At 49.1% G+C, this 23,659-nt stretch carries 25 protein-coding genes, 1 riboswitch and 1 other annotated feature; of the genes, 5 read left to right on the top strand and 20 right to left on the bottom strand.

What is annotated here, in order from left to right:
- Positions 1 to 130: 130 nt before the first annotated feature.
- Positions 131 to 541 (bottom strand): organic hydroperoxide resistance protein OhrB, encoded by a 411-nt coding sequence (locus GNE05_RS07015; protein WP_022553455.1) that lies wholly within the window; start codon positions 539 to 541, stop codon positions 131 to 133.
- 73 nt (positions 542 to 614) lie between these two features.
- On the opposite strand from GNE05_RS07015, the gene GNE05_RS07010 reads away from it, so the two are divergent.
- Positions 615 to 1,124, top strand: a complete 510-nt coding sequence (locus GNE05_RS07010; protein WP_014417547.1) for a MarR family winged helix-turn-helix transcriptional regulator — start codon at positions 615 to 617, stop codon at positions 1,122 to 1,124.
- 27 nt (positions 1,125 to 1,151) lie between these two features.
- Here GNE05_RS07010 and GNE05_RS07005 read toward each other — a convergent pair whose 3' ends face one another.
- The 8 genes from GNE05_RS07005 to GNE05_RS06970 all read right to left on the bottom strand — a co-directional run bounded on the left by GNE05_RS07005 (position 1,152) and on the right by GNE05_RS06970 (position 7,397).
- Positions 1,152 to 1,577, bottom strand: coding sequence for an organic hydroperoxide resistance protein (locus GNE05_RS07005; RefSeq protein ID WP_007610880.1), 426 nt, complete (start codon positions 1,575 to 1,577; stop codon positions 1,152 to 1,154).
- A gap of 113 nt (positions 1,578 to 1,690) precedes the next feature.
- On the bottom strand, positions 1,691 to 2,938 hold the full coding sequence (proA, locus tag GNE05_RS07000; protein ID WP_014417546.1) for a glutamate-5-semialdehyde dehydrogenase: 1,248 nt from the start codon (positions 2,936 to 2,938) through the stop codon (positions 1,691 to 1,693).
- Entirely contained in the window at positions 2,935 to 4,047 is a 1,113-nt protein-coding gene (proB, locus tag GNE05_RS06995; protein ID WP_100261735.1) for a glutamate 5-kinase, read from the bottom strand. Before proB ends, proA begins: the two co-directional genes overlap by 4 nt.
- A gap of 69 nt (positions 4,048 to 4,116) precedes the next feature.
- Positions 4,117 to 4,330 (bottom strand) — a binding site (T-box leader).
- 86 nt (positions 4,331 to 4,416) lie between these two features.
- On the bottom strand, positions 4,417 to 5,319 hold the full coding sequence (purU, locus tag GNE05_RS06990) for a formyltetrahydrofolate deformylase (RefSeq protein WP_160182609.1): 903 nt from the start codon (positions 5,317 to 5,319) through the stop codon (positions 4,417 to 4,419).
- Positions 5,320 to 5,393: 74 nt separating this feature from the next.
- Complete coding sequence (locus GNE05_RS06985) at positions 5,394 to 5,708, bottom strand: DMT family transporter (protein ID WP_007407235.1); 315 nt, start codon at positions 5,706 to 5,708, stop codon at positions 5,394 to 5,396.
- The gene (locus tag GNE05_RS06980) at positions 5,708 to 6,046 is read right to left on the bottom strand and encodes a DMT family transporter (RefSeq protein WP_007407236.1); all 339 of its coding nucleotides are present in this window, start codon (positions 6,044 to 6,046) and stop codon (positions 5,708 to 5,710) included. The genes GNE05_RS06985 and GNE05_RS06980 overlap by 1 nt, the downstream gene beginning before the upstream one ends.
- A gap of 66 nt (positions 6,047 to 6,112) precedes the next feature.
- Positions 6,113 to 6,221, bottom strand: a riboswitch (guanidine-I (ykkC/yxkD leader).
- Positions 6,222 to 6,233: 12 nt separating this feature from the next.
- Complete coding sequence (locus GNE05_RS06975; RefSeq protein WP_053285022.1) at positions 6,234 to 6,779, bottom strand: GNAT family N-acetyltransferase; 546 nt, start codon at positions 6,777 to 6,779, stop codon at positions 6,234 to 6,236.
- Between the two features lie 99 nt (positions 6,780 to 6,878).
- The gene (locus tag GNE05_RS06970) at positions 6,879 to 7,397 is read right to left on the bottom strand and encodes an acyl-CoA thioesterase (RefSeq protein WP_021493808.1); all 519 of its coding nucleotides are present in this window, start codon (positions 7,395 to 7,397) and stop codon (positions 6,879 to 6,881) included.
- A gap of 189 nt (positions 7,398 to 7,586) precedes the next feature.
- Here GNE05_RS06970 and GNE05_RS06965 point away from each other — a divergent pair, with 189 nt between their 5' ends.
- Positions 7,587 to 8,447, top strand: a complete 861-nt coding sequence (locus GNE05_RS06965) for a dimethylarginine dimethylaminohydrolase family protein (RefSeq protein ID WP_025649646.1) — start codon at positions 7,587 to 7,589, stop codon at positions 8,445 to 8,447.
- Positions 8,448 to 8,517: 70 nt separating this feature from the next.
- Positions 8,518 to 9,567 (top strand): lactonase family protein, encoded by a 1,050-nt coding sequence (locus GNE05_RS06960; protein ID WP_160182608.1) that lies wholly within the window; start codon positions 8,518 to 8,520, stop codon positions 9,565 to 9,567.
- 27 nt (positions 9,568 to 9,594) lie between these two features.
- On the opposite strand, the gene GNE05_RS06955 is transcribed toward GNE05_RS06960, so the two are convergent.
- From GNE05_RS06955 to GNE05_RS06910, 10 genes are all read right to left on the bottom strand, one after another.
- The gene (locus GNE05_RS06955) at positions 9,595 to 10,566 is read right to left on the bottom strand and encodes an ABC transporter ATP-binding protein (RefSeq protein ID WP_007610864.1); all 972 of its coding nucleotides are present in this window, start codon (positions 10,564 to 10,566) and stop codon (positions 9,595 to 9,597) included.
- A 3-nt stretch (positions 10,567 to 10,569) separates the two neighbouring features.
- Positions 10,570 to 11,469 (bottom strand): C40 family peptidase, encoded by a 900-nt coding sequence (locus tag GNE05_RS06950; protein ID WP_014417540.1) that lies wholly within the window; start codon positions 11,467 to 11,469, stop codon positions 10,570 to 10,572.
- Positions 11,466 to 12,533, bottom strand: a complete 1,068-nt coding sequence (locus GNE05_RS06945; RefSeq protein WP_206695487.1) for a dipeptide epimerase — start codon at positions 12,531 to 12,533, stop codon at positions 11,466 to 11,468. Before GNE05_RS06945 ends, GNE05_RS06950 begins: the two co-directional genes overlap by 4 nt.
- Positions 12,534 to 12,569: 36 nt before the next feature.
- Positions 12,570 to 13,505, bottom strand: a complete 936-nt coding sequence (locus GNE05_RS06940) for a S66 peptidase family protein (RefSeq protein ID WP_160182607.1) — start codon at positions 13,503 to 13,505, stop codon at positions 12,570 to 12,572.
- Positions 13,506 to 13,592: 87 nt separating this feature from the next.
- Positions 13,593 to 15,212: a peptide ABC transporter substrate-binding protein gene (locus GNE05_RS06935; protein WP_160182606.1), complete on the bottom strand. Its 1,620-nt coding sequence runs from the start codon at positions 15,210 to 15,212 to the stop codon at positions 13,593 to 13,595.
- Positions 15,209 to 16,237: an ABC transporter ATP-binding protein gene (locus tag GNE05_RS06930; protein WP_061046840.1), complete on the bottom strand. Its 1,029-nt coding sequence runs from the start codon at positions 16,235 to 16,237 to the stop codon at positions 15,209 to 15,211. The genes GNE05_RS06935 and GNE05_RS06930 overlap by 4 nt, the downstream gene beginning before the upstream one ends.
- 5 nt (positions 16,238 to 16,242) lie before the next feature.
- Positions 16,243 to 17,190: an ABC transporter permease gene (locus tag GNE05_RS06925; protein WP_017417615.1), complete on the bottom strand. Its 948-nt coding sequence runs from the start codon at positions 17,188 to 17,190 to the stop codon at positions 16,243 to 16,245.
- Between the two features lie 5 nt (positions 17,191 to 17,195).
- Positions 17,196 to 18,122: an ABC transporter permease gene (locus GNE05_RS06920; RefSeq protein WP_007610853.1), complete on the bottom strand. Its 927-nt coding sequence runs from the start codon at positions 18,120 to 18,122 to the stop codon at positions 17,196 to 17,198.
- A 14-nt stretch (positions 18,123 to 18,136) separates the two neighbouring features.
- Entirely contained in the window at positions 18,137 to 18,961 is an 825-nt protein-coding gene (locus GNE05_RS06915; RefSeq protein WP_007407248.1) for a M55 family metallopeptidase, read from the bottom strand.
- Positions 18,962 to 19,116: 155 nt separating this feature from the next.
- Positions 19,117 to 20,676 carry an MFS transporter gene (locus tag GNE05_RS06910; RefSeq protein ID WP_160182605.1) on the bottom strand — a complete coding sequence of 520 codons (1,560 nt, stop codon included), beginning with the start codon at positions 20,674 to 20,676 and terminating at the stop codon, positions 19,117 to 19,119.
- A 288-nt stretch (positions 20,677 to 20,964) separates the two neighbouring features.
- On the opposite strand from GNE05_RS06910, the gene htrA reads away from it, so the two are divergent.
- Together htrA and GNE05_RS20965 are read left to right on the top strand one after the other, a co-directional pair.
- Positions 20,965 to 22,314 carry a serine protease HtrA gene (gene htrA, locus GNE05_RS06905; RefSeq protein WP_025649642.1) on the top strand — a complete coding sequence of 450 codons (1,350 nt, stop codon included), beginning with the start codon at positions 20,965 to 20,967 and terminating at the stop codon, positions 22,312 to 22,314.
- 99 nt (positions 22,315 to 22,413) lie between these two features.
- Entirely contained in the window at positions 22,414 to 22,590 is a 177-nt protein-coding gene (locus GNE05_RS20965) for a hypothetical protein (RefSeq protein WP_014417532.1), read from the top strand.
- A gap of 87 nt (positions 22,591 to 22,677) precedes the next feature.
- Here the strand turns inward: GNE05_RS20965 and GNE05_RS06900 are convergent, their stop codons facing one another.
- Positions 22,678 to 23,649: a glycosyltransferase family 2 protein gene (locus tag GNE05_RS06900; RefSeq protein ID WP_025649641.1), complete on the bottom strand. Its 972-nt coding sequence runs from the start codon at positions 23,647 to 23,649 to the stop codon at positions 22,678 to 22,680.
- Positions 23,650 to 23,659: the final 10 nt, after the last annotated feature.

Here is a 23,659-nt window from a genome sequence, read left to right as displayed (position 1 = left end):
CTCTTTTCTCTTGGTGTCATTATGCAAAAGTGCTATATCGTATTCTTATTCCGGGAGAGAAGAGATCATTACTAATGTTTTCGTTAATAAAATATCCCGGATATGAAATCCGGGATATTCGTTCGTTGATTTATTTTAATTCAAGTTTGACGTCTACATTTCCTCTTGTTGCTTTTGAATACGGACAGAACTCGTGAGCGGCGTGCACCAGCTTCTCCGCCGTTTCTTTGTCAAGATCTTTTGTATCAATGACGAGCGTTACGCCGATTTTGTAACCTCCGTCACTCTCATCTTTTAAAAGGCTGACCTGTCCTTCAATTTCAGAGGTCATGTCGATTTTTTGTTTTTGGGCGGCAAGCTCAAGCGCTCCCCCGAAGCAGGCAGCATACCCTGCCGCAAAGAGCTGTTCAGGGTTTGTGCCGGTTTCTCCGTCTTTTTTTGCATTCGGCATGATGATGTCAAAATCCAGCACCCCGTCGTCGGATTTAATATGTCCTGCTCGTCCGCCGACTGCGGTCGCTTTTGAAGTAAATAATGCCATTATTATCAGCCTCCTCATTGTACTTACTGTATATATTGCCCCTGCTCATATTTTTAAACATGAGGAATAGGAAATGGACCGTTTTTCGGCTACAATAGGGGTAACGTTAACAAACAAAGAGTTGGTGAAAGAAGTAATGGCAGAAAAAGATTTTGAACATATGAAACTGGAGAATCAGCTTTGTTTTTTGCTGTACGCAAGCTCAAGGGAAATGACGAAACGGTACAAACCGCTGCTTGATAAGCTCAACGTAACTTATCCCCAGTATTTGGCGCTGCTTTTATTATGGGAGCACGAAGAACTGAATGTGAAACGGATGGGTGAGCTTTTGTACCTGGATTCCGGAACGCTGACACCGATGCTGAAACGGATGGAGCAGCACGGAATCATCATGAGAAAGCGGTCGGCTGAAGACGAGCGATCCGTGACGATCAGGCTCACAGATGAAGGACGGGCCTTGCAGAAAACAGCGGCGGATATCCCCATTGCCATGCTGGAACAGACGGGACGGTCAAAAGAGGAATTAAAGCAGTTAAAGCAGTCGCTTTATGAGGTTTTGAATACGCTGCACGGCAAAAAATAAGGATGCCCCGAATGGGCATCCTTATTTTTATTCTGCTGCCAGAAGCTTCACTTCAATATTTCCCGCTGTCGCTTTTGAATACGGGCAGACACCGTGCGCTTTTTGAATAAGGGCTTCAAGCTCCTGTTTATCAATGCCGGATGCTTTGACCTCAAGCGTAACGCCTAGTTTATATCCTTGGTCTGCTTCATCTTTCAGCAGACTGACATGTGCAGTGACCTCTGTTTCAATACTCAGACGCTCTTTTCTCGCTACGAGCTGAAGAGCGCTGTCAAAGCAGGCTGAATATCCTGCGGCAAACAGCTGCTCAGGGTTTGTGGCATGTTCGAGCTTTTTTGCTCTTGGCGTTCCCGGCATGGCAACATCAAGATTCAGCACTCCGTCAGAAGACGTGACTTTCCCTTCACGTCCGCCGGCGGCTGATACGGTTGCAGTAAATAATGGTTTTGTCATGTGAATTCACCTCTATTATATTGTGTACAATTTAATCTTACACAATATAATAGAAACCGTCAATCTTTCCGCATAAAAAAAGCCTACCCTTTTTGAAGGATAAGCTTAAAAGATTATACGCGGATTTGTCCGTTTCCTTTGATGATGATTTTTGTAGATGTTAACGCCGGAAGCCCCATCGGCCCTCTCGCGTGAAGCTTTTGCGTGCTGATGCCGATTTCGGCTCCGTATCCGAATTCAAAACCGTCCGTAAACCGGGTTGAAGCATTATGATACACGGCGGCGGCGTCAACGGCGGTCTGGAAGTAAGCCGCATGCTCGGCGTTCTCCGTCAGAATGGCTTCTGAATGGTTTGTGCCGTACTGCTGAATGTGGCGGACCGCCTCCTGTACGTCCTGCACCGTTTTCACACTGAGAATCGGCGCCAGGTACTCCGCTCCCCAATCGGCTTCTTCTGCTTGTTTCGCTTGAGGCTCCAGTCTGCAAATCACCTGGTCTCCCCGGAGCTCCACCCCTTTTTCTGTCAGCTGATTCAGCAGCTTTCGCCCGTGTTCTTCGGCCCATTTTTCATGAATCAAAAGAGATTCAATCGCGTTGCAGACCGAAGGACGCTGTGTTTTGGCATTGATGACGATCTCGCCTGCCATTTGAGGATCTGCTGACTCATCTATGTACACGTGGCAATTGCCCGCTCCGGTTTCTAAAACGGGTACGGTTGATTCCCTGACCACAAGATCAATTAAATTTTTACCGCCGCGCGGGATCAATACATCCAGCCCGTCATTTAATGTAAAGAGCTGTTTGGCGGTTTCTTTGCTTGTATCTTCTATGAGCTGAACGGCATCAATCGGAAGCTTTGACAGCCCCAGTGCGCGTTTCATCACACTGACAAGCGCTATGTTGCTGTGGATGGCGGAAGAACTTCCTCTGAGCACAACCGCGTTTCCGGTTTTCAGGCAGAGTGTGGCCGCGTCTACGGTAACGTTCGGTCTGGCCTCATAGATCATGCCCACTACTCCGAGGGGCACGCGGATTTTTTCAATGGATAATCCATTCTCTTTTTGAATGGTCTCCAGCGATTCACCGACGGGATCTTCAAGACCGATTAATAGTTCCACGGCGTCCGCGATATCGAGCAGGCGTTTTTCATCAAGAGTCAGCCTGTCAATAATGTCAGGTGTCAGTCCTCTGTTCCGTCCCGCTTCAATATCTTTCTGATTCTCTGTTAAAATCAGCCGGCGTTCATTTCTGAGTCCGTCTGCAATACATTGGAGCGCTTCGTTTTTTTCAGCCGTCGTTTTCATGACCATTTCGGCAGCCGCTTCTTTTGCCAAAGCCGCTTTTTGCAATACTTCACTCATTTGTGTTCCCCCTCGTCAAATAAATTCACCCAATCATCTCTGTGAATCACTTCCACCTGCTTCGTTCCTGAAAGCTGGTCGCTCCGCTTCCCTTTGACTTCTAACATTTCATCGGATGAGTACTGCGTCTGCCCTTTGCCGATAATGCCGCCGGGCCCTCTGACTTCCACTACGGCCCCTTTCGGAAAACTGCCGCAGACACCGGCGACACCGGCCGGGAGGAGACTTGACCCGTTATGGATCATCGCCTGCTCCGCTCCCCCATCAATGATGATTTCCCCTGATATCGGAGAATGAAACATGATCCATTGCCGTGTATTATTCACTGAGGACAGGTCTTTATCGCCGATATAAGTGCCGTCGCCTTTTCCGTCTAAAATTCCCATCAGTTTTTCCCGTCCGGAGCCGGTTCCGATAAATACCTTCACCCCGAGCGACAATGCGGTCTGGGCGGCGAGAAGTTTTGACTTCATGCCTCCGGTGCCGACCTTTGAGCCTGCTGATCCGGCATACCCGAGCAATTCTGGCGTAATGTCATTCAGATAGTCGAACCGATTTGCGTCCGGGTTTTCATTCGGATTGGCATCGTACAGCCCGTTAATGTCTGTGAGAATCATTAATTGGTCTGCATGAATCAACCCGCTCACAAGCGCCGACAGCATGTCGTTATCACCGAACGTCAGCTCTTCGACTGATGTGGAATCATTCTCGTTAATAATCGGCACGACGCCACGCTCCAACAGTTCCATTACAGTGGCATAGGCATTTCTGTACCGCTCTCTTTTTGAGAAATCATTTCTTGTTAATAAAATTTGTGCCGGCGTCAGACCGTATCTTTTTAAATGGTCCATATATTGCTGCATTAAAAGCGTCTGGCCGACTGCGGCAGCGGCCTGCTTTCCTTTTATCGTAACGGGTCGCGACGGATAGCCGAGAGCGGAAAAACCCGCTGCCACCGCGCCTGAGGTAATGAGGATCACTTCATGCCCGTTTTCTTTTAATAAAGAAATGGCTTCCGTATGTTCCTTGATTTTTGCTTCATCAATACTTCCGTTACTGTTGGTGAGCGAGCTGCTCCCGATTTTCACAACAATTCTTTGTTTTTTCATCATTTCTCCTCCGTGGCAATCAATCCAAACCGGCTCTCGTCAATAAAAAAAGCCCATTCCGTCCTGAAAAATAAGGACGAAATGGGCTTTCCGTGGTACCACCTTGTTTGAACGCGTTTTTCACGCGTCCCGCTTTCCTGTAACGCCAGGTTATCGCGCCTGAGTTTTCCCCTCAGGACTCCAAGGCAGGTTCGGCAGGTTTCATGCGGCAAAATGTTTCAGCGGGCCATTTTGCTCTCTGTCACAGAAAGTTCTGCGTACTGATCCTCTTCAACGCTCAATGATTTTTTTATATTATGCAAAGAAAACAGGTTCTTGTCAAGACATTTTCGTCCATAAAAAACAGTCCGCCTCCCCGGCGGACCGTCATTAATTAAATACGATCGTTTTGTTTCCGTGAACGATGACGCGGTCTTCCAGATGCCATTTTACGGCTCTTGCCAACACGCTCCGCTCAATCGTTCTGCCGATATTCTTCAAATCCTCTGCATGATCTCTGTGATCGACGCGTTCAATATCCTGTTCAATAATCGGCCCTTCGTCAAGATCGTCCGTCACATAGTGAGAAGTCGCGCCGATTAATTTCACTCCGCGCTCATAAGCCCGTTTATACGGATTAGCGCCGATAAAGGCCGGCAGAAATGAATGGTGGATGTTAATAATCCGATTCGGATGGGCAGATACAAAATCAGACGTCAAAATCTGCATGTAGCGGGCAAGAACGATCACATCAATCTTATACTGCTCCAGCAGCTCAAGCTGGTGCCGCTCCACTTCGGCGCGGATGTCTTTGTTAGCTTTCATGTAATGGAACGGAATATTCAGCGGTTCGACCACTTCTTTGGCCTCTTCGTGGTTGCTGATGACGACCGCAATTTCGGCCATCATATTGCCGCTTTGCCATTCCCAAATCAGTTCATGAAGGCAGTGCAGCTCCTTCGATACAAAGATCGCCACTCGCTTCAGCTCACTTGCCAGAGACAGGCTCCATGTCATGCCGAATGTCTGAGCGATTGAGGCGAACGCCTGCTGTAAGTCCTCTTTTTTCTCACGAATGCCCTTGCAGTCGAATTCGATCCTAAGAAAAAACCGTCCGCCTTCAGGGTCAGTCGTATATTGATTTGATTCAATAATGTTTGCGCCATGTTCAAACAAAAACGCCGACACGGCCGATACAATTCCCGGCTGGTCGGGACAGCTGACAAGCAGGCGCCCTTTTTCCTCATTCCCGCGGCGGTATTCTTTCAGCCGCTGTGTCATATATGAATTCATCTGTTTTAATCCCTCGTATCTTCATAATTCGTAACTTACTAATAGATTATACTGAAGATTTGATAAAAATCAATTTACGAAAGAATTTTCAGCCCTACGGCAGCGCATAAAATAAGCGCAATGAAAAAGATGCGCTTCGCATCCTTCTGCTCGCCGTAGAAAAGAATGCCGGCTAATGCGCCGCCCGCTGTGCCGATACCGGTCCAGATCGCATAGGCCGTGCCCATCGCGATCGTCTCCATCGCATAAGAAAGCAGGGAAAAAGAAGCCGCAAATCCGGCGATAATGAAAAGAATCCATTTGACTTTCTTTTCTTTTTGAAATTGATTCATTAAAATGACCCCGAGCATTTCACAAAGACCCGCGGCTATCAGGCTGATCCAATGCATTACGCCTTCTCCTCCTTCGTCTCAGGCTTATCCTGTGTGACCAGCTTTAATCCGATGACACCGATCAGCAAAACGCCGATCAGCACGATTTTCACCGGATCGGCCTGTTCTTTGAAAAGCAGGATTTCACTGAGCACGGTGCCCGCTGTCCCGAGCCCGGTAAAGACCGCATATACCGTTCCTACGGGCAGGCTGTCTGTCGCCTTGATTAATAGATAAAAACTGATAATGATTCCCGTAATCGTGCCGCTCCACGCCAGTGCCGAATCAGCATGTTTCAGGCCGGTGACCCACACCACTTCAAATACGGCCGCTATGACCACTAAACCCCATTTCATGTTCTTCACCCTTTCTGTATCCGGACAATACAAAAAAGCCCGGATAGTCGTCTCTCATGAGATTGACTCTCCCGGGCTTTTTTCCCTCCGTGTGCATATGCGGGATATGTCCGCATATGTGTTTTCTCTCGGACCAGGCCATGTATGAACATGCGGAACCCTAGAAAACATGTCTGTTCGTATCATACTACATTTCGCCGAAACGTTCAACGTCAGATGTGATGTCAAAAACCGTCAGCTGCCTCTCCCATTTGGTAACGGTCTCACCGGGCACCATGCCGATTTTTTCCGCGACACGGACGGAGGCAGCGTTTTCCGGATCAATCAGCGCCGCTATGCGTCCGTATTGCTGCATATGAAAACCGTAGTCCAGACAGGCGTTCGCCGCCTCTGTCGCATAGCCGCAGCCCCAGTGGCGGCGGGCAAACATATAGCCGATTTCCATCAAAGTGTTTCCGTTTACCGTCTGCGGAACGATTCCGCATTGACCGAGAAATGCGCCCGTCTCTTTATCCTCTCCGATCCAAAGACTGACGCCGTATCCTTTCGCCAATCGTTTGTTCCAGGCAATCCATTCCTTCGTTTCCCGTCTGCTTTTAAGAGAAGGATAATATTTCATGACCTCTCTGTCGGTAAACAGCCCGTACAAATTTTCTTCATCGTCATCCCGCATAGTCCGCAGACGGATACGCCCGGTTGTCAGGATGGTGCCGGAAGACTTATGTTCCATCATGCACGCCACGTCTCCTTTCCCTGTAATAGATTATGGATCCGGCAGGAAAAGTCCTTTCTCAGCATAAAAAAACCGCTTTTTTAAAAAGCGGTTTGACGATTACCAAGGTTTATCTGTTCCGAGCGCCTCGGCCAGGGCTTTGCTGTGTTTTAAGCGGTTTTTTCGTTCTCCGGCGCGCTGAACGGCCGTATTGTGAAGCATGACTTCTTCCTCGGTTTCCGGCACGATCCGCGGAACGGGTACCGATTTCCCGTTTGAATCAAGCGCGACAAAGGTCAGAAACGACGTTGCCGCAAGCTCGCGTTCGCCCGTCATCAGATGCTCTTTAATGACTTTGACAAACACCTCCATAGACGATGTGCCGACCCATGTGACGTAAGATTCAAGGCATACGGAATCCTGTTGGCCGATGGGGCGCAAAAAATCTACAGAATCCATTGAGGCCGTGACTGTTTCACACCGGCAGTGGCGGGCCGCGGAAATTGAAGCGATATCATCAATGTAGCTCATCAGCTTTCCGCCAAACAGCGTATTGTGATTATTCGTATCAAGCGGAAAAACCCTGCTTGTTTTAACAACCCTTGTTTCTTTGCAAAATCTTGATTCTGGCAACTTCATATTATTTAAACTCCCCTTTGGTGTCTGGTCGTTTTGACTCATTCATCTGTACCCTATTAAACAATACTTTGACCGTTTTGTCTAAAATTTTAAATATTAAGTTGGTTAGATATTCTCTCAGAAATGTTTCATTATTCATCACATCCGGGAATAATAAACGCACATTGAATACCGATAGGAGGATATCACATGGACGTATCCATTCCCAAATCCACGCGGAAACCGGCTTGCCGCAGTGAATTTGATGCTTTGCAGACAGTCATCTTATGCCGGCCGGAACACATGGCCATCAAGGATATTATTAACGGAACGCAGAAACATTTCAAACAAGAAAATATTAACATACCCGTTGCCCTCAAACAGCATAGTGAGTTTATTGACATTTTAAGATCTCATCAGATTGAAGTCGTCCTGCTGCCTGCCGATTCCGCATTGCCTGAGCAGGTATTCACCCGGGATATCGGATTTGTCTTAGGCGAGACGGCGTTTATTTCAAACATGGCGGCTTCAGTCCGGCAGGGAGAAGAAAAAGTGTTTCAAGACCTGCTTGACAATAAGAAAATCCCTTATACGCGACTGAAAAAAGCGAACATTGAAGGCGGCGACATCTTGATCGCAGACGGCACCGTTTACGCCGGGCTGAGCAAGCGCACGGATAAAGCGGCTGTCCGGGAGCTGCAGGAGGCGCTGCCGGAGATGACGGTTGTGCCGATCCCTCTCAAGGAGGATTTCTTACATTTGGACTGTGTATTTAATATGATCTCGGAAACGGAAGCGCTATACTGCAAAAATGGCTTGCGGCAGAAAGAAATTGATCTTCTCGCCGAACGTTTTGAGATGATAGAAGTGCCTGAAGAAGAGCAATTCACGCTCGGCCCGAATATCCTGTCAATCGGCAATCAGACAATTATCAGCCTGCCGCAGCACCGTCATACGAACCGCGAGCTCAGAAAAAGAGGTTATACGGTCATTGAAACCGAGTTTTCCGAAATTATTAAATCAGGCGGTTCCTTCCGCTGCTGCACCTTGCCGCTTGTCAGAACATCTTAAACATTTACAAGGCAGTTTCCTTCAAGATACGTTAATATAGAGAAGACAAGACTCTAAAGGGGGAAACCGAATGGCTAAGTACATAGGATACGCGGGAACATATACAAAAGGCGGAAGCGAAGGCATTTATTGTTTTGAACTTGATACAGAAGCGAAACGGCTCAGCCGGCCGAAGCTGGCAGCAAAGCTCGGCAACCCGACATACGTCACTCCGAATTCTGATAACAGCATGCTGTATTCCATTGAAAAGACAGACGGAAAAGGCGGCGTCGCAGCCTATCAGATTCATCAGAACAGCGGGGAATTAACTTTTGTGAACCACCAGCTGATTGAAGGCCCGTCTCCATGCCACGTCAGCATTGATGATAAACATGAATATGTGTTAACCGCTAATTACCACAGCGGAAAAGTGCACGCCTTTCCCGTCAATGAGGACGGAAGTCTGCGGGAGCCGGCTGCCGAAGCCGCTCATACGGGAACAGGTCCTCATGAAAGACAAGAGAAACCGCATACCCATTTCGCAGGCTATACACCCGAGCATAACTACATTGCAGCCGTCGATTTAGGGACGGATACGCTGTATACTTACCAAATGAAAAACGGTTCGCTCACAGAGGTGAAAACTCACTCTTTCGCACCGGGTTCAGGGCCGCGCCACATCGTTTTCCATCCGGCGGAAAAATACGCCTATGTCATGACGGAAATCAGTAATGAAGTCATCGCGCTTGAATACAACCCGACCTTAGGTGAATTCAGAGAGCTGCAGGTCATTTCCGCTTTGCCTGAAGGCTTTACGGACAAATCGCAAGGCAGCGCGATCCGCATATCTAAAGACGGCAGATTTCTTTATGCCGCCAACCGCGGACATGACACAATCGCCATCTATAAGATCAACCAATATTCCGGCGAATTGTCTCTTATTGAATGGGTGCCGACAGAAGGAAACTGGCCGCGTGATTTCGCGTTTGACCCTTCCGAGACATTCCTTGTCGCGTCAAACGAAGAAACGGGAAATCTGGTTTTGTTTGAACGTGATCCGGAAACGGGCAAATTGACTCTGCTTCAATCTGACATTCCGGTTCCGTATCCGGTCTGCGTGTCATTTCTGCATCAGGTTTAATCAAAAAAGAAAGCTGACTTTATATTGTCAGCTTTCTTTTTTGTATAAATGGCAGGCGACAAAACGCCCCGCCTTCACTTCTTCAAGCTCAGGCGTTATCTTACCGCAGAGCTCCATCGCTTCAGGACACCGCGTCCTGAATACACAGCCGCTCGGCGGGTTAAGGGGGCTCGGCAGCTCCCCTTTCAGAATAATCCGTTCACGCTTGTCCTCAAGAAGCGGATCAGGAATCGGGATTGAGGATAAAAGCGCCTTCGTATAAGGGTGAAGCGGTTCCCGGTAAAGCGCAGCGCTTTCTGTAATTTCCATCATGCGGCCCAAATACATCACGCCGATCCGGTCGCTGATATGCTTGACCATTGATAAATCGTGGGCGATAAATAAAAATGTCAGTCCTTTCTCTTTCTGAAGCCTTTTTAAAAGGTTGACGACCTGAGCCTGTACCGACACATCCAGCGCGGAAATCGGCTCATCCGCCACGATAAATTCGGGATGCAGAGAGAGCGCTCTGGCAATCCCGATTCTCTGCCTCTGTCCGCCGCTGAATTCGTGGGGATACCGGCTGCCGAAATCCGGATGGAGCCCGACAGCTTCAAGCAGTTCATCCGCCATCATCAGACGGGCCTTTCTTGTATTGTAAAGATTGTGGATTTCCATCGGCTCCATAATAATTTCCCTTACGGTCAGGCGCGGATTTAACGAGGCGTAAGGGTCTTGGAAAATCATCTGCAGCTTGCGGAAGAAGACCGACCGCTGTTCTGCCGCGGCACGGTGTATATCCGTCCCTTCATATGATACCGAACCGGCCGTCGGGTCATACAGACGGAGAATAACCCTTCCGAGCGTCGATTTACCGCATCCCGATTCTCCGACAAGTCCGAATGTTTCCCCTCTTTTAATGTGAAAACTGACACCGTCGACTGCTTTTACGGCTTTCTTTCTTCCTGCGTCAAAATGCATTTTCAGCCCGCTGACTTCAAGGAGCGGAGATGCCGTCATTTTCTATTCCCCCTTTTCGCTTATACAGCGGCGTACGGTGCATAATTCTTTTTCATAGACGGTTCCTTCCAAAGACAGCACTTCGATTGTTTTCCCCGTTTTCGGGGAGTGCAGCATTCGGCCGTCTCCCAGCGCCAAACCGACATGGTGGATCGCGCCTTTTCCTTCTTCATAGGCGAAAAACAAAAGGTCAGCCGGCCGGATATCGTTTACCGCCGCGCCGCATCCGGCTTTTGCTTGGTCCTTTGCATCACGGGGAAGGGTATAGCCGTTTGCTTTAAATATCGAATACATAAACCCGGAACAGTCAAACCCGAAACCGCTCAGTCCTCCCCATAAATACGGAAGCCCGAGAAACATCATGCCCGTTTCGATGACATCGGCCGCCCGTCCTTCCGTATGCCGGCACTCGTCTGCGTCAGCTTCATTTACGAACCGTTCTCCGAGGGGCGTCAGCACCCGGAAAAAGCCTTTCTCACGTCCTGATGCCGGAAGACGCGTTAAGAAACTTACTTCCAAGTCCGGTTCGCCGTTTGTGTGATATAAAAAAGCTGTCGGTTTGGTAATCCATACGGCGGGGGAAGATGTATGAAAGCCGTCTTTTGAAAGCTGGCTTTTTTTCATCCAGCCCGGATATCCGCGCGCATCCTTGTTTGAAGGCTGGCCGGAAACGGCGACAAAAGCCCATTCCCCTTCCTCTTTGAGAATGATCACTTCTTCCCCGAAAAGCGCTTGCGTTTGGACAAGGTTGTCTGTGCATAATTGCAGCCGCTCTTCATATCCCATAAACGCTAACCATTTTCTGATCTGCGGCGGGTTTTCAAGCATCGGCGCATCATCCGAACGGGGAGATGACGGCAGCGTCCATACGTTGGCTGCCGCCGCTGTAACGGCTGCTCTCATCTTTTCGCCTCCTCTTGTATCGACACACCGGTAATGCCGAGACCCGGTTCGTCGGGAATCGTAATCTGACTGCCGCTGTATGTGATGCCGCCTTGAATCAAATCATCTTTCAGCATAAGCGGCGCATCAAAATCAAACCTTGTCACATTCCGTTTGCCCGCGGCAAAATGAGCCGCGGCGGTGATGCCGAGCTTGGTCTCAATCATGCTGCCGACCATGCATTCCACGCCGCACGTTTCGGCCATCGCATTGATTGTTTCCGCCTGCTTTATGCCGCCCGCTTTCATCAGCTTAATATTAATTAAATCGGCGCTTCTCGTCTGCAGCACGTGAAAGGCCTGACGAGGGGTAAAGACGCTCTCATCCGCCATAATCGGCGTGTCTACGGCATCGGTAACCTGCTTCAGCCCGGCGATATCGTCTTTATGAACAGGCTGCTCGACCAGCTCAATGCCGAGGCCGGCGTCTTCCATCTTTCGGATCGCAGTCACGGCTTCTTTCGGCGTCCAGCCTTGGTTGGCGTCCAATCTCAGTTTGACGTTTCCGCCGACACGTGATCTGATCGCCTGAATCCGGGCAACATCGTCCGATATGTCACCTATGCCGACTTTTATTTTTAAAATATGAAATCCTTTGTTCATATAACGGTCTGCATCCCCCGCCATCTCCTCAGGAGAATTGACGCTGACGGTAAAATCTGTTTCCAGTGTATTCCGATAGCCGCCGAGAAGCCGGTAAAGCGGCTGTCCGTGCATTTGCGCCCATCCGTCATATACAGCCATATCCACCGCGGCTTTTGCGCTTTGATTTCTTTCCAACAGCCGGCTGATATCATACAGAACAGCTTCCGTGCCGAAAAGGCTCCGCCCCAAGAGAACGGGCTTCAGCACATCGTGGACGGCGCTTTCAATACCGGCCGTGCTGTCGCCTGTAATGACAACCGTCGGCGGCGCCTCCCCCCAGCCGGTCAGACCGTTGTCAAAAGTGAGCTTCACAATGACCGATTCAGCATTGTAAACCGTGCGTAAAGCGGTCTTAAACGGCTTTTTCAGCGGCACGGACATCCGTCCCGTTTGAATATCTGTTATCCTCACGCCTGATCACTCCCTTCCGGAAACCCCCGATTCAATCGTTACCGCTTTGGCCGCCGTATCCATAACCGCGCGGGCTCCGATCGGAACGGCGAAGCTCGGTGAACAATGGCCGATTTTAAAGCCTTTAAGCGCGGGCTTCCCTGATTTGACAATGTAATCATTCAGCACTTGCTCTAAAGTAAGCGACTTTTCTTTATGCTTCGGTTCGCATTGGTGAAAATCACAGACCAGGATTCCGGCTGCGTCTGACAGTTTTCCGGCCATCTTTAATTGATTCAGCATTCTGTCGATTTGGTACGGCTCCTCATCAATATCCTCGATAAACAGCAATTTGTCTTTTGTATCAATTTCAAACGGCGTGCCGAGTGTGGACGTAATGAGCGACAGATTACCGCCCGCAAGCTCTCCCTCGGCCCTTCCGCCTGTCAGCACCTCTAAGGGAGAAATGTCCTCCGTATAGGTGAATTCCGTTTCTGTAAAAAGCTGACGATACGACGCTTTTGTCAGGGGATCAGCATCTTCAAGCCCGACATCCGTGCTCAGCATCGGGCCGTGAAATGTGACGAGCCCCGTATTTTGATGAATGGCGGTATGTAAAAACGTAATATCACTGTATCCCCAGAAAATTTTCGGATTGCGGCGGATTAAGCCGAAATCGATGTCGGCGGCAATGCGGCCCGTGCCGAATCCTCCGCACGCGCATATCACCGCTTTGACACTCTGATCACTAAACATGTCATGGAGATCATCGAGGCGCGCCCGGTCCTCTCCCGCCAAATAGCCGTGACGGGTCTTCAGCGCCCGGCCGAGTTTCACTTGAAGGCCAAGCTCATTCTCTAAAAACAGCAGCGCGGTTTGCAGCGTCCCGCTCTCTGGCGGGCTTGCGGGCGCAATCACACCGACCGTGTCGCCTTTTTGCAGTGCTTTCGGTTTATGGTTCATGACTTTTTCAATCTCCTTTCCGGATTGAAAAGTGAAACACGCCGCTCCTTTAACGGCAAAAGAGCGGCGTATGTTTCCGCTGTAAGATCAGGACTTTTCCGCCCACTTCAGATCAATGTAACCGACGGGGTGCCGGACAATGCCCTTCACGCCGCTGTTCTGCAGATGCACCTGATTGTAAAAGTAAATCGGAATGATCGGAGCCTCGTTCATGAGCAGTTTTTCCGCTTTATGCATGAGCGCAAAACGTTTTTTGGCATCGGCTTCCTGTTTTGCCTGCTTGATGCAGCCGTCGTATGCCGCGCTGCCCCAGCCGGTGCGGTTCATGGAATTATCCGTCTGGAAAGCCTCTAGAAAACTGATCGGATCTGCGTAATCCGGTAAAAATGAGCTTTGAGAGAACTGGAACTTCAGTCCTTTCTGCTCTTCTAAAAAGACGTTCCATTCCATATTGGCGAGCTTAACGTCTATACCGAGCACACTTTTGAGCTTCTGCTGAATCGCTTCCGCTATTTTCTTATGCTCCGGTTTTGTGCTGTATGTCAATGTAACGGCGGGCAGCTTGTCATAATGCTCTTCTGCCATGCCTTTTTCCAGCAGTTTTTTGGCTTCTGATTCATCCGGATTTAATAAACTGCCGCCCGCTTCGCGGAAATCTTTCCCGTCAGGCTGAGTAAATCCCGGGGATACAAAGGCATGTGCCGGCTTTTCACTGTTTTTGGTCACATAATCCGTGATTTCTTTCTGATCAATCGCTGCCGCGAACGCTTTTCTGATCTTTTCATTTTGAAACGGCTCCATTTTTACGTTAAAACGATAGAAATAGAGTCCGGCCTGATCCCACGTGCGGACATTTTTTCCTCCCATCAGCTGCTCGCTCAGCTCTGCCGGCACAAAGGCGGTATCCAAATCCCCCGACTGGAACATCTGATAGTCGGTATTCCGGTCACTGACCATCGCCCATGTGACTTTATCCAGTTTCACTGTCTTTTTATCCCAATACGTCTCGTTTTTGACCATCGTCATGCTGTCGTCATGCTTCCATTCCGTCAGTTTGAACGGCCCGTTGCCGACAAAGGTTTTTGCTTCAGTGAACCATTTCGGATCAGCCTTGGCGACCTTCTCATTAATCGGGAAATACGACGGATTGGACACGACGCTCAGAAAATAATCCTGCGGTGCCGCCAATGTGACGACAAGCGTTTTTTTATCTTTTGCCGTGACTTTCACGTCTTCTTGTTTGCCTTTTCCGCTGTTAAATTCTTCCCCGCCTTTGATCATATAGCCGAGAAAAGCGGAAGATGCGCCCGTTTTCGGATCGAGCATCCGTTTCCAGGCGTACACGAAGTCTTCCGCCGTAACGGGATCGCCATTTGTCCATTCGGCGTTATCACGGATATTAAAGGTATATGTCAGCTTATCAGCGGACACCTTCCAGCTTTCCGCCATGGCCGGTTCGGGCTTATTATCTTTTCCGAGCCTCGTCAATCCTTCCATGATGTTATTCAGCGGCTGCCAGGATACATTATTAAATCCGATCGGCGGATCAAGTGAGGTCGGCTCATTTTCGTTATTGAGCCGCAGCACCGTTTCACCCCCCTGTTCTTTTGCTTTGCCGGGTTCTGTCCCCGCCTGTTCATTGGCTGTACAGCCCATCAGAGCAAACGAAACAACAGCAATCACACCGATCGCCCATCTCTTTTTCATTTCAATCCCCCTTTTTCCTCTGCTGCCGTCAGCTGCTGCTTCAGCCGCTCTGCACGGTGATCCTGAAGCCAGCAATTGACGATATGGCTTTTGGATTTCACGGTTGTTGCCGGGTATACCTTTTCACAGACGATCATCCTGTCCGGGCAGCGGGCGGCAAACGGACAGCCCGGCGGCGGATCGAATAAATCAGGCGGCGTCCCGTCAATCGGCGACAGCTCACTATCCTCCATATCCAGCCGCGGCACTGAACGAAGCAGCCCCTTTGTGTATGGATGAGCCGGACGGTAAAAAATATCATGCCTCGTGCCGATTTCGGCGATTTTCCCCGCATACATGACGGCGACTCTGTCGGCGGTCTGAGCGACGACGCCGAGATCGTGTGTGATCAGAATAATAGACACGCCTGTTTTTCTTTGAATCTTCTTAAATAGTTCAAGGATTTGTGCTTGAATCGTCACATCAAGAGCCGTTGTCGGTTCATCGGCGATCATAATTTCCGGCTCGCAGATCAGAGCCATCGCAATCACGATCCGCTGCCGCATGCCCCCGCTTAATTGGTGGGGGTACTGCTTCAGGCGGGATTTCGAGTCCGGGATACCGACCAGATCCAGCATGGCGAGAACCTCGGAATCAGCTTGTTTTCTTGTCATGGCGCGGTGTTCCAACAGCGCTTCTGAGAGCTGATTCCCTATGGTCAAAGTCGGATTGAGCGCCGTCATCGGGTCCTGAAAGATCATAGAAATATCGCGCCCCCGGATTGCCCGCATTTCCCGATCCGACATTCGGCAAAGGTCTTTCTGTTTAAATTGTATGCTCCCGGATTCAATCTTTGCCGAATGTTTCGGAAGAAGGCCCATCACGGCTTGTGACGTCACGCTTTTTCCGCATCCCGATTCACCGACGATCGCAAACGTTTCACCTTTATATAAATCGAAGCTGACGCCTCGGACGGCTTTTACAGTGCCTCCGTATGTTGAAAAAGTAACATGCAGATTTTGAACGGAAAGAACTTGCTGCGCCATTTTTCCTACCTCCTCAGTTTCGGGTCTAATGCGTCCTGCAAGCCGTCTCCAAGTACGTTAAACGCGTACATCGTCAAGGAAATGAAAAAAGCGGGGAAAAACAGCCGCCACCAATGGCCTGATAAAATCGCCGGCAGCCCGTCGTTTGCCATGACTCCCCAGCTTGCAAACGGCGCCTGAATGCCGAGTCCGAGAAAACTTAAAAATGATTCCGCAAAAATCGCCGCCGGCACCGTAAGCGTCATTTGGACAATAATGGCTCCCATCGTATTCGGCAGCAGATTTTTCTTAATGATCCGAAATGTTTTCGCTCCAAACGTTTTCGAAGCCAATACGTGTTCATCATGCTTCATCCTCAGCACCTGCCCTCTGACAATCCGCGCCATGCCGACCCATCCCGTCACGGTCAGAGCGACGATAATGGAACTGAGCCCCGGCCCCATCAGCACCATTAACAAAATGACAACGAGCAGATACGGCAATCCGTAGAGAACCTCGATGATTCTCATCATGGCGCTGTCTGTCCGGCCCCCTTTGTAGCCGGCGACGCCTCCGTAGATGACGCCGATCAAAAAGTCGATCAGCGCCGCCATCACACCGACAAATAAAGAGATCCTCGCTCCGTACCATGTTCTTGTAAACACGTCCCGGCCAAGTTCATCGGTTCCGAACCAGTGTGAAAAAGACGGCGGAAGATTCTGCTCGGCGAGCGTCTGCCTTGTCACGCTGTGCGGTGATATCAGCGGACCGAACACAGCCGATAGAAACAGGCAGCATAATATCACAAGGCCGGCCATCGCCAATTTGTTCTTTTTAAGCCGCCGCCACGCATCCTGAGTGTAAGACAGGCTCGGACGCTTGACCGACTCGGTTTCACCCTTTCTTTCCGCGCCCGGCTGAAACCAGTCATCAGGCACTTCTGTGTGTTTTACCGTTTCTTGCGGGAGATTCATCAGGATCACCCTTTCTTATGAAGTTTTATGCGCGGGTCTAACAGGCCGTATGCCAAATCAACCAGAAACAGCAGGACGATCAGAATCACACTGTAAAATACGGTCGTTCCCATGATGACCGGGTAATCACGCTGATTGATGCTTTCTACGAAATATTTGCCCATTCCCGGTATGGCAAAAATTTTCTCGATGACGAAACTGCCCGTTAAAATACTTGCGGCAAGCGTCCCGAGTACTGTCACAACAGGCATAAGAGCGTTTTTTAATGCGTGTTTGATCACAATTTTGACGGGAGAAAGCCCCTTTGCTTTTGCCGTGCGGATGTAATCCTGAGTCAGCACTTCGGCCATGCTCGATCTTGTCAGCCTCGCGATAATGGCCATGGGACCGACGGCAAGCGCAACAGTCGGCAGGACCATGTGAACGGGACTCGTCCAGGTAGCTGCCGGAAACCATTTCAGATGAACCGCAAATTGCTGAATCAGCAGCGTAGCCATAATAAAATTCGGAATAGAAATCCCGAGCACCGCAAGGCTCATGGCCGCATAATCGAGAAAGCCGCCGCGCCTGAGAGCGGCCATTATGCCGAGCGCGAGCCCGGAAATAACAGCGATGATGATCGCCGTTATCCCAAGCTCAAATGAGACCGGAAACCCGCGTTCAAGCATGGCGTTTACACTGTCTGACGGTTTTTTAATTGAAGGACCGAAATCAAAGGTAAGAATGGATTTTAGATAGATGGCGTATTGAGTGATAAGAGGTTCGTTCAGATGGTAGTAGGATTCGAGATTTCGCTGGACCGCTTCGTTTGTGCCCCGCTCTTCGTTAAAAGGCGAGCCGGGTATCACTTTCATCATGACAAATGTCAGAGTGGTGATGACGAGGACGGTCATAATCATGGCGATAAAACGTTTGATAAAATACCGCAGCAATGCCGTTCACCCCTTTAACAGAATGTTGTTCTCATGGCGAGTTCTGTCATGACGAGCATGGCCTGATAGGCTTCCGGCATGTCTTTTGCCTGAAATTGAACGATTGTCGTTCCCGGGATGATTTCTGTGCCCGGCATTAAATGGGCCCATTCAGCCTGTCCGTAGTTGGCAAATTCAATGCCTAATACAGGTCTTTCAGGCGGAGTCAGCGGTTTGACCTTATCTTTATTTTTGAGCGCATAGGCTGTTTTTTCCGTCAGGAGCCGTCCGGCTTTTTGAGGGGACAGGCATTTGACCGCGGTTCTTGAAATGGTTTGTTTGACGGCGGCAGTCGTCACATTCGGGATCAGCTCCTCCGCTTCTTTTGCGGCGCAATCATCTCCGGCAGCCATGATGACCGGGACATCGTAAAATCCGGCGAGATAGGCATTTAACCCCAGTTCACCGACCGGCTTATCATTTATGTAAAAGTGGCGGACGCCGAATATCATGCTGTGCGACATGACGCCCGGCATCGACGCTCTCGCATGATAGCCGATAAACATCACACCTGAATACGATTCATCAAGCCCCTGCATCATGGAAAACGGCTTGACATCCCCCGTAATCAGCTCTGCCTCAGGGTGAAGTTTTTCCGCGAGCAGATTATTCATCTTTGAGTGGCTGTCATTCACGGTCACTTCCGTGCATCCGTTATTAAACGCTTCTGCGATGCACCAGTTTGCTTCTTCGGTCATCAGAACTCTGCCGCGCTCATAATTGTGCATGCGGGAATTGACAAATGTTTCATCAGGCAGTCCGGAAATCCCTTCCATATCCACAGATAGATACAGTTTCATGTAATGCCTCCTTTTTTACTTAAAATTTCGATATTAAATTATGAATATTCTAACAAATTATATTAAAAAAGGATGAAACATGCAATATACCATTCTGCTATTATGGGAAAAAACAAACCCTTTTCACCGGGAAAAGGGTTTGCTGATAGAAAAAGTTACATACCGTTTTTGCTTATATGATGACGCTGAAACTGTCTGACCGCACTTCTGTATTCACGATCGGGAATGACCTGATGCCTGATCGGTTCAGGAGCCTGCGGCGAAGGCTCTTCAGCCGCCTGCTTACGGACGGCATGCGGTTTATGCGCCAGCTTATGTCCCATGCCGGTCGCATTCATGACAAATGATAAACACACTAAAAGCAAGCTTAAGATGAAAGCAATAAGAAACAAATCGCTGTATGTTCCCATCAGCAGGTCATGCGGCGATTGTGTGCCGCGCGCGCCCCGAAGCATGCCGGAAACATCTCTTTTCGTAAAATACCCTATTAAAACAGGTGCGCCCATATAAATGAACAGCCTTAAAAACTGAACTGCCGTCATGCGTTTCACCAGTTCCGGAAGCGGTCCGCCCAACGCGGCTCCCATCAGTCCGGCTGCCACAATAAGCCCTGTCCCGGCCGCCAGCATCACGAAAAGCCCCGCAAATAGAATAAGCGGTATATGATGATCCGCCGTCATCCATTGAAAATTCACGAACACCAGTATAACAGAGCCTGTTATGCCGAGCATGCCCGGACCGACTTTATCATATGCTAATGCACTGATGACAGCGGCGATGGCCACGCCTCCCAAAAGGCTCGCATATAGGAATATCAGTTGAGTTTGTGACATATGATATGCGGTCTGAAGCTCCCCGTGAAATGCAGAAAGACTGACCGCTATGGAAATACTGCCCGCAGCGATCATGAAAACACCCAGAATCGGCTTTGGAATCAGCATAAGTTTAATCGAAATCAGCGCATGTTCGTTTCTGTACTGCATGATCAGCAAGATCAGAAGAATGACGATGCTTCCTCCAAATCCCGCCAATGTCTGCCATGATGAAAAGCCCCATTTCGGCAGATGAATAAATGTATAGGCGGTCAGCACGGCTGATACACCCGCTAACAGAAAACCGATGCCGTCAAATGGAGATTTTTCAGCATTTTTATGAGCGTCATCCCGCAGCCACATATAACTGAAAATGAGGCCGAAAAAAGACAGCAGGCCAAAAATGCCGAACAGCCAATGCCAATGGCCGGCGCTTGCCGCCGCCGTGCCTAAAACGGTCCCCATAATGACGGACCCGTAAAATCCGCCGATTAACACAAATAATGCGTAATTCCGGCGCTCAATCGGAAACGAAAGCACCAGCATCGGGATCATAATCATCAGCATAGTGCCCGCCGCAGCTCCCTGTAAAAAACGGCCCGCGGCGAGCGGATAAATATCATTTGTCACAGCAGCAAGGAGCGCTCCGATGACACCCGCGGCCATCGAAATCATATAGACAGGCCGGGAGCCGAATCTTTTTCTTAAATACGGCCCCGCCGGCACGAATAAGGCAAATGCCATATTACCGATAATAATCGGATGAAAAGAGTCAAAGTTTTCACCGCCGACCGTCTGCCGGACAAGGCTTTGGACAGCCGAAAGTGCGGTATTCGACATCAGCCCCGGCCCGACCGCCAATACAGCGAGCAGAGAAATAATCCAGTGATGTTTTTCTTTCATTTGACAACTCCTTTCTGACTATTTAACAAAGTGAAAAAGCTAACAGATTTCCCCCATTAGCTTGACAGAATTTTTCATATCTTTTCATGTGAAGGATTGAACATAATATCTCATTTATTATTTCAAATCCGATGGAAATTGTCAATATAAAGCGCCTCCGTCCGATTACGCCTTTTTCACAATTTCCCACAATCTTTTCATTATTATCCCACACTTTTTGTTTAAGATGGAGTCAGTAATAATAGGCAAATCATGCTATGATGAAAATAGAGAAACGGAGTGAACATGATGGATAACTATCGTGATGAAAATCGGACAGACCAAAAAGAACAGGAAGTCCTTTTAGTAAAAGAAAACCCGCAGCCGGCCGGATATTCCGCGTCGGACGAGGACAAGAAAAAACGAAGCTTCGGCTGGTTCAGACCGCTTCTCGGCGGAGTGATCGGCGGAGGGCTCGCCCTCGGCATCTATACATTTACGCCGCTTGGAGACCATCAGACTCAAGATACTTCCAATACGGCTCCCGCTCAGGAAACGTCATCGGTAACCGCCAAGCAGACATCTTCTGATTCCGGCAGCAGCAAATCGGCAAACAGCTCATCGGCAAATTCAAGCAGCATTTCGAATATGGTGGAAGACATTTCACCGGCGATCGTCGGAATCACCAATCTGCAGAAGCAGCAAAGCAGTTCCGATTTATTCGGATTCGGATCAAGCTCAGATTCAAACTCAAATTCATCGGGTGAAGATGCGGAAACGGGATCGGGTTCAGGCGTTATTTTTAAGAAAGCAAACGGCAAAGCGTATATCATTACGAATAACCACGTGGTCGAAGGCGCCTCTTCCCTTAAAGTGTCATTATATGACGGCACCGATGTAACAGCTAAACTCGTCGGCAGCGACTCTCTGACAGACTTGGCCGTTTTAGAAATCAGTGATAAACACGTGACAAAAACGGCAAGCTTCGGCAGCTCATCCGCTCTCAGAACGGGTGAATCCGTCATCGCCATCGGTGATCCGCTTGGAAAAGACCTTTCCCGCACCGTCACACAGGGCATCGTGAGCGGCTTAAACAGAACCGTCTCGATCTCTACGTCAGCCGGCGAGTCAAGCATCAACGTCATCCAAACCGATGCCGCCATCAATCCCGGAAACAGCGGCGGACCGCTCTTGAATACAGACGGCAAAATCATCGGCATCAACAGCATGAAAATCAGCGAAAGTGATGTAGAAGGCATCGGCTTTGCCATCCCGAGCAACGATGTAAAACCGATCGCCGAAGAGCTTCTCACGAAAGGACAGGTGGAGCGCCCTTATATCGGCGTGAGCATGATCGACTTGGAACAAGTGCCGCAAAACTATCAGGAAGGCACACTCGGGCTTTTCGGCAAACAGCTGAATAAAGGCGTTTATATTCGCGAAGTGGCGCAGGGCTCACCTGCAGCCAAAGCCGGATTAAAAGCAGAAGACATCATTATCAGCTTAAAAGGGAAAGAAACCGACACGGGCAGCGAACTTCGCAATATTCTCTACAAGAATACGAAAGTCGGCAGCACCGTTGACGTGAAGATTATCAGAAACGGCAAGGAAATGACGAAAAAAATGAAACTGACTCAAAAAGAAGAAACATCTTCTTAACAAAAATCCAAGGCAGCCGCCTTGGATTTTTTATATACGGATGAAACTTTAGGCCTGGATCAGCCGTATGACTTAGTGTACAAAGGAGGATACATACACATGAAACAAACCGGACTTTTGCTGGTCGTTACCGGTCTGATCTTGCTGCAGCTGAGCATTCAGCTTCCTCAGCAAAACGCTGCTTGGGGAATGACGCTTGGTGCAAGCATTTTACTGAACCTTTCGGGAACCGGACTGATCATGCGCTCTCTGCACACGCAGACCGGCCGCAGATGAATAAAAAAAGCCGCGGGACATTCTGTATCCCGCGGCTTTTATTTCACATAAAAGCACCCTGTCCGCTGGCCGGACAGGGTGCTTCGGTTAAGACATATGCTGGTCCCGATAAATCTTTTCATTTTTAATGCCGTACGCTTTTTGCACGATATAGAGCGGACGATCTTTTGCTTCGTCATAAATCCTTCCGATATATTCGCCGATCATTCCGAGCATTAATAGAACGATGCCGCTGAATAACAGCTGTATCACAATCAGAGAGGACCAGCCCGTAATGGTGCTGTTCGTAAACAGCTTCATGTATAAAACGATAAACATATAGAGAAAACCCGCTCCGGACATGATCATTCCCGCATAACTTGCCGCCTTGAGCGGTTTATGAGAGAACGTTGTGATCCCGTCCATGGAAAGCTTCAGCATTTTTTTAAGCGGGTATTTCGTTTCCCCCGCAAGCCGCTCATCTCGTTCATATTCTACAGCAGTCTGCTTAAAGCCAACCCAGCTGACGAGCCCTCTGACAAAAGGATTTTTTTCTTTTAATTTTTTCATCTCATCACAGACTTTTCTGTCCAGCAGGCGGAAATCTCCGGTGTCGAGCGGAATATCAATATCAGTCACGTTCCGCAGCAGCCGGTAAAACATAGAGGCCGTCTGTTTCTTGAAAAAGGTTTCTCCCTTTCGTTTCGTTCTGACGGCGTACACCACATCGTAGCCTTCTTTCCACTGCTCAATCATATCAAGGATTAATTCAGGAGGGTCCTGCAAATCGGCGTCAATGACGACGATTGCATTCCCCTCTGCATAATCCATACCCGCTGTGATCGCGATCTGATGTCCGAAGTTTCTGGAAAAATCAATAATTTTCACTCTCGGATCAATCAGACTTTGCTCTCTTAAAATCTCAATACTGCGGTCTTTGCTTCCATCATTGACAAAGATCAATTCATAATGCTCTTTTGTTTGATCCATCACTTCTTTCAGACGCTGATAGGTTGTCTGAATGACGAGTTCCTCGTTATAAACCGGGACGACTATTGAATATTGAATATGTCTGCTCATGTTTTTTCCT

Origin of the sequence: Bacillus sp. AM1(2019), assembly GCF_009906915.1 — a bacterium.
GTDB classification, from domain to species: Bacteria; Bacillota; Bacilli; order Bacillales; family Bacillaceae; genus Bacillus; species Bacillus velezensis.
This window is presented reverse-complemented; position numbering and strand designations above follow the sequence as displayed.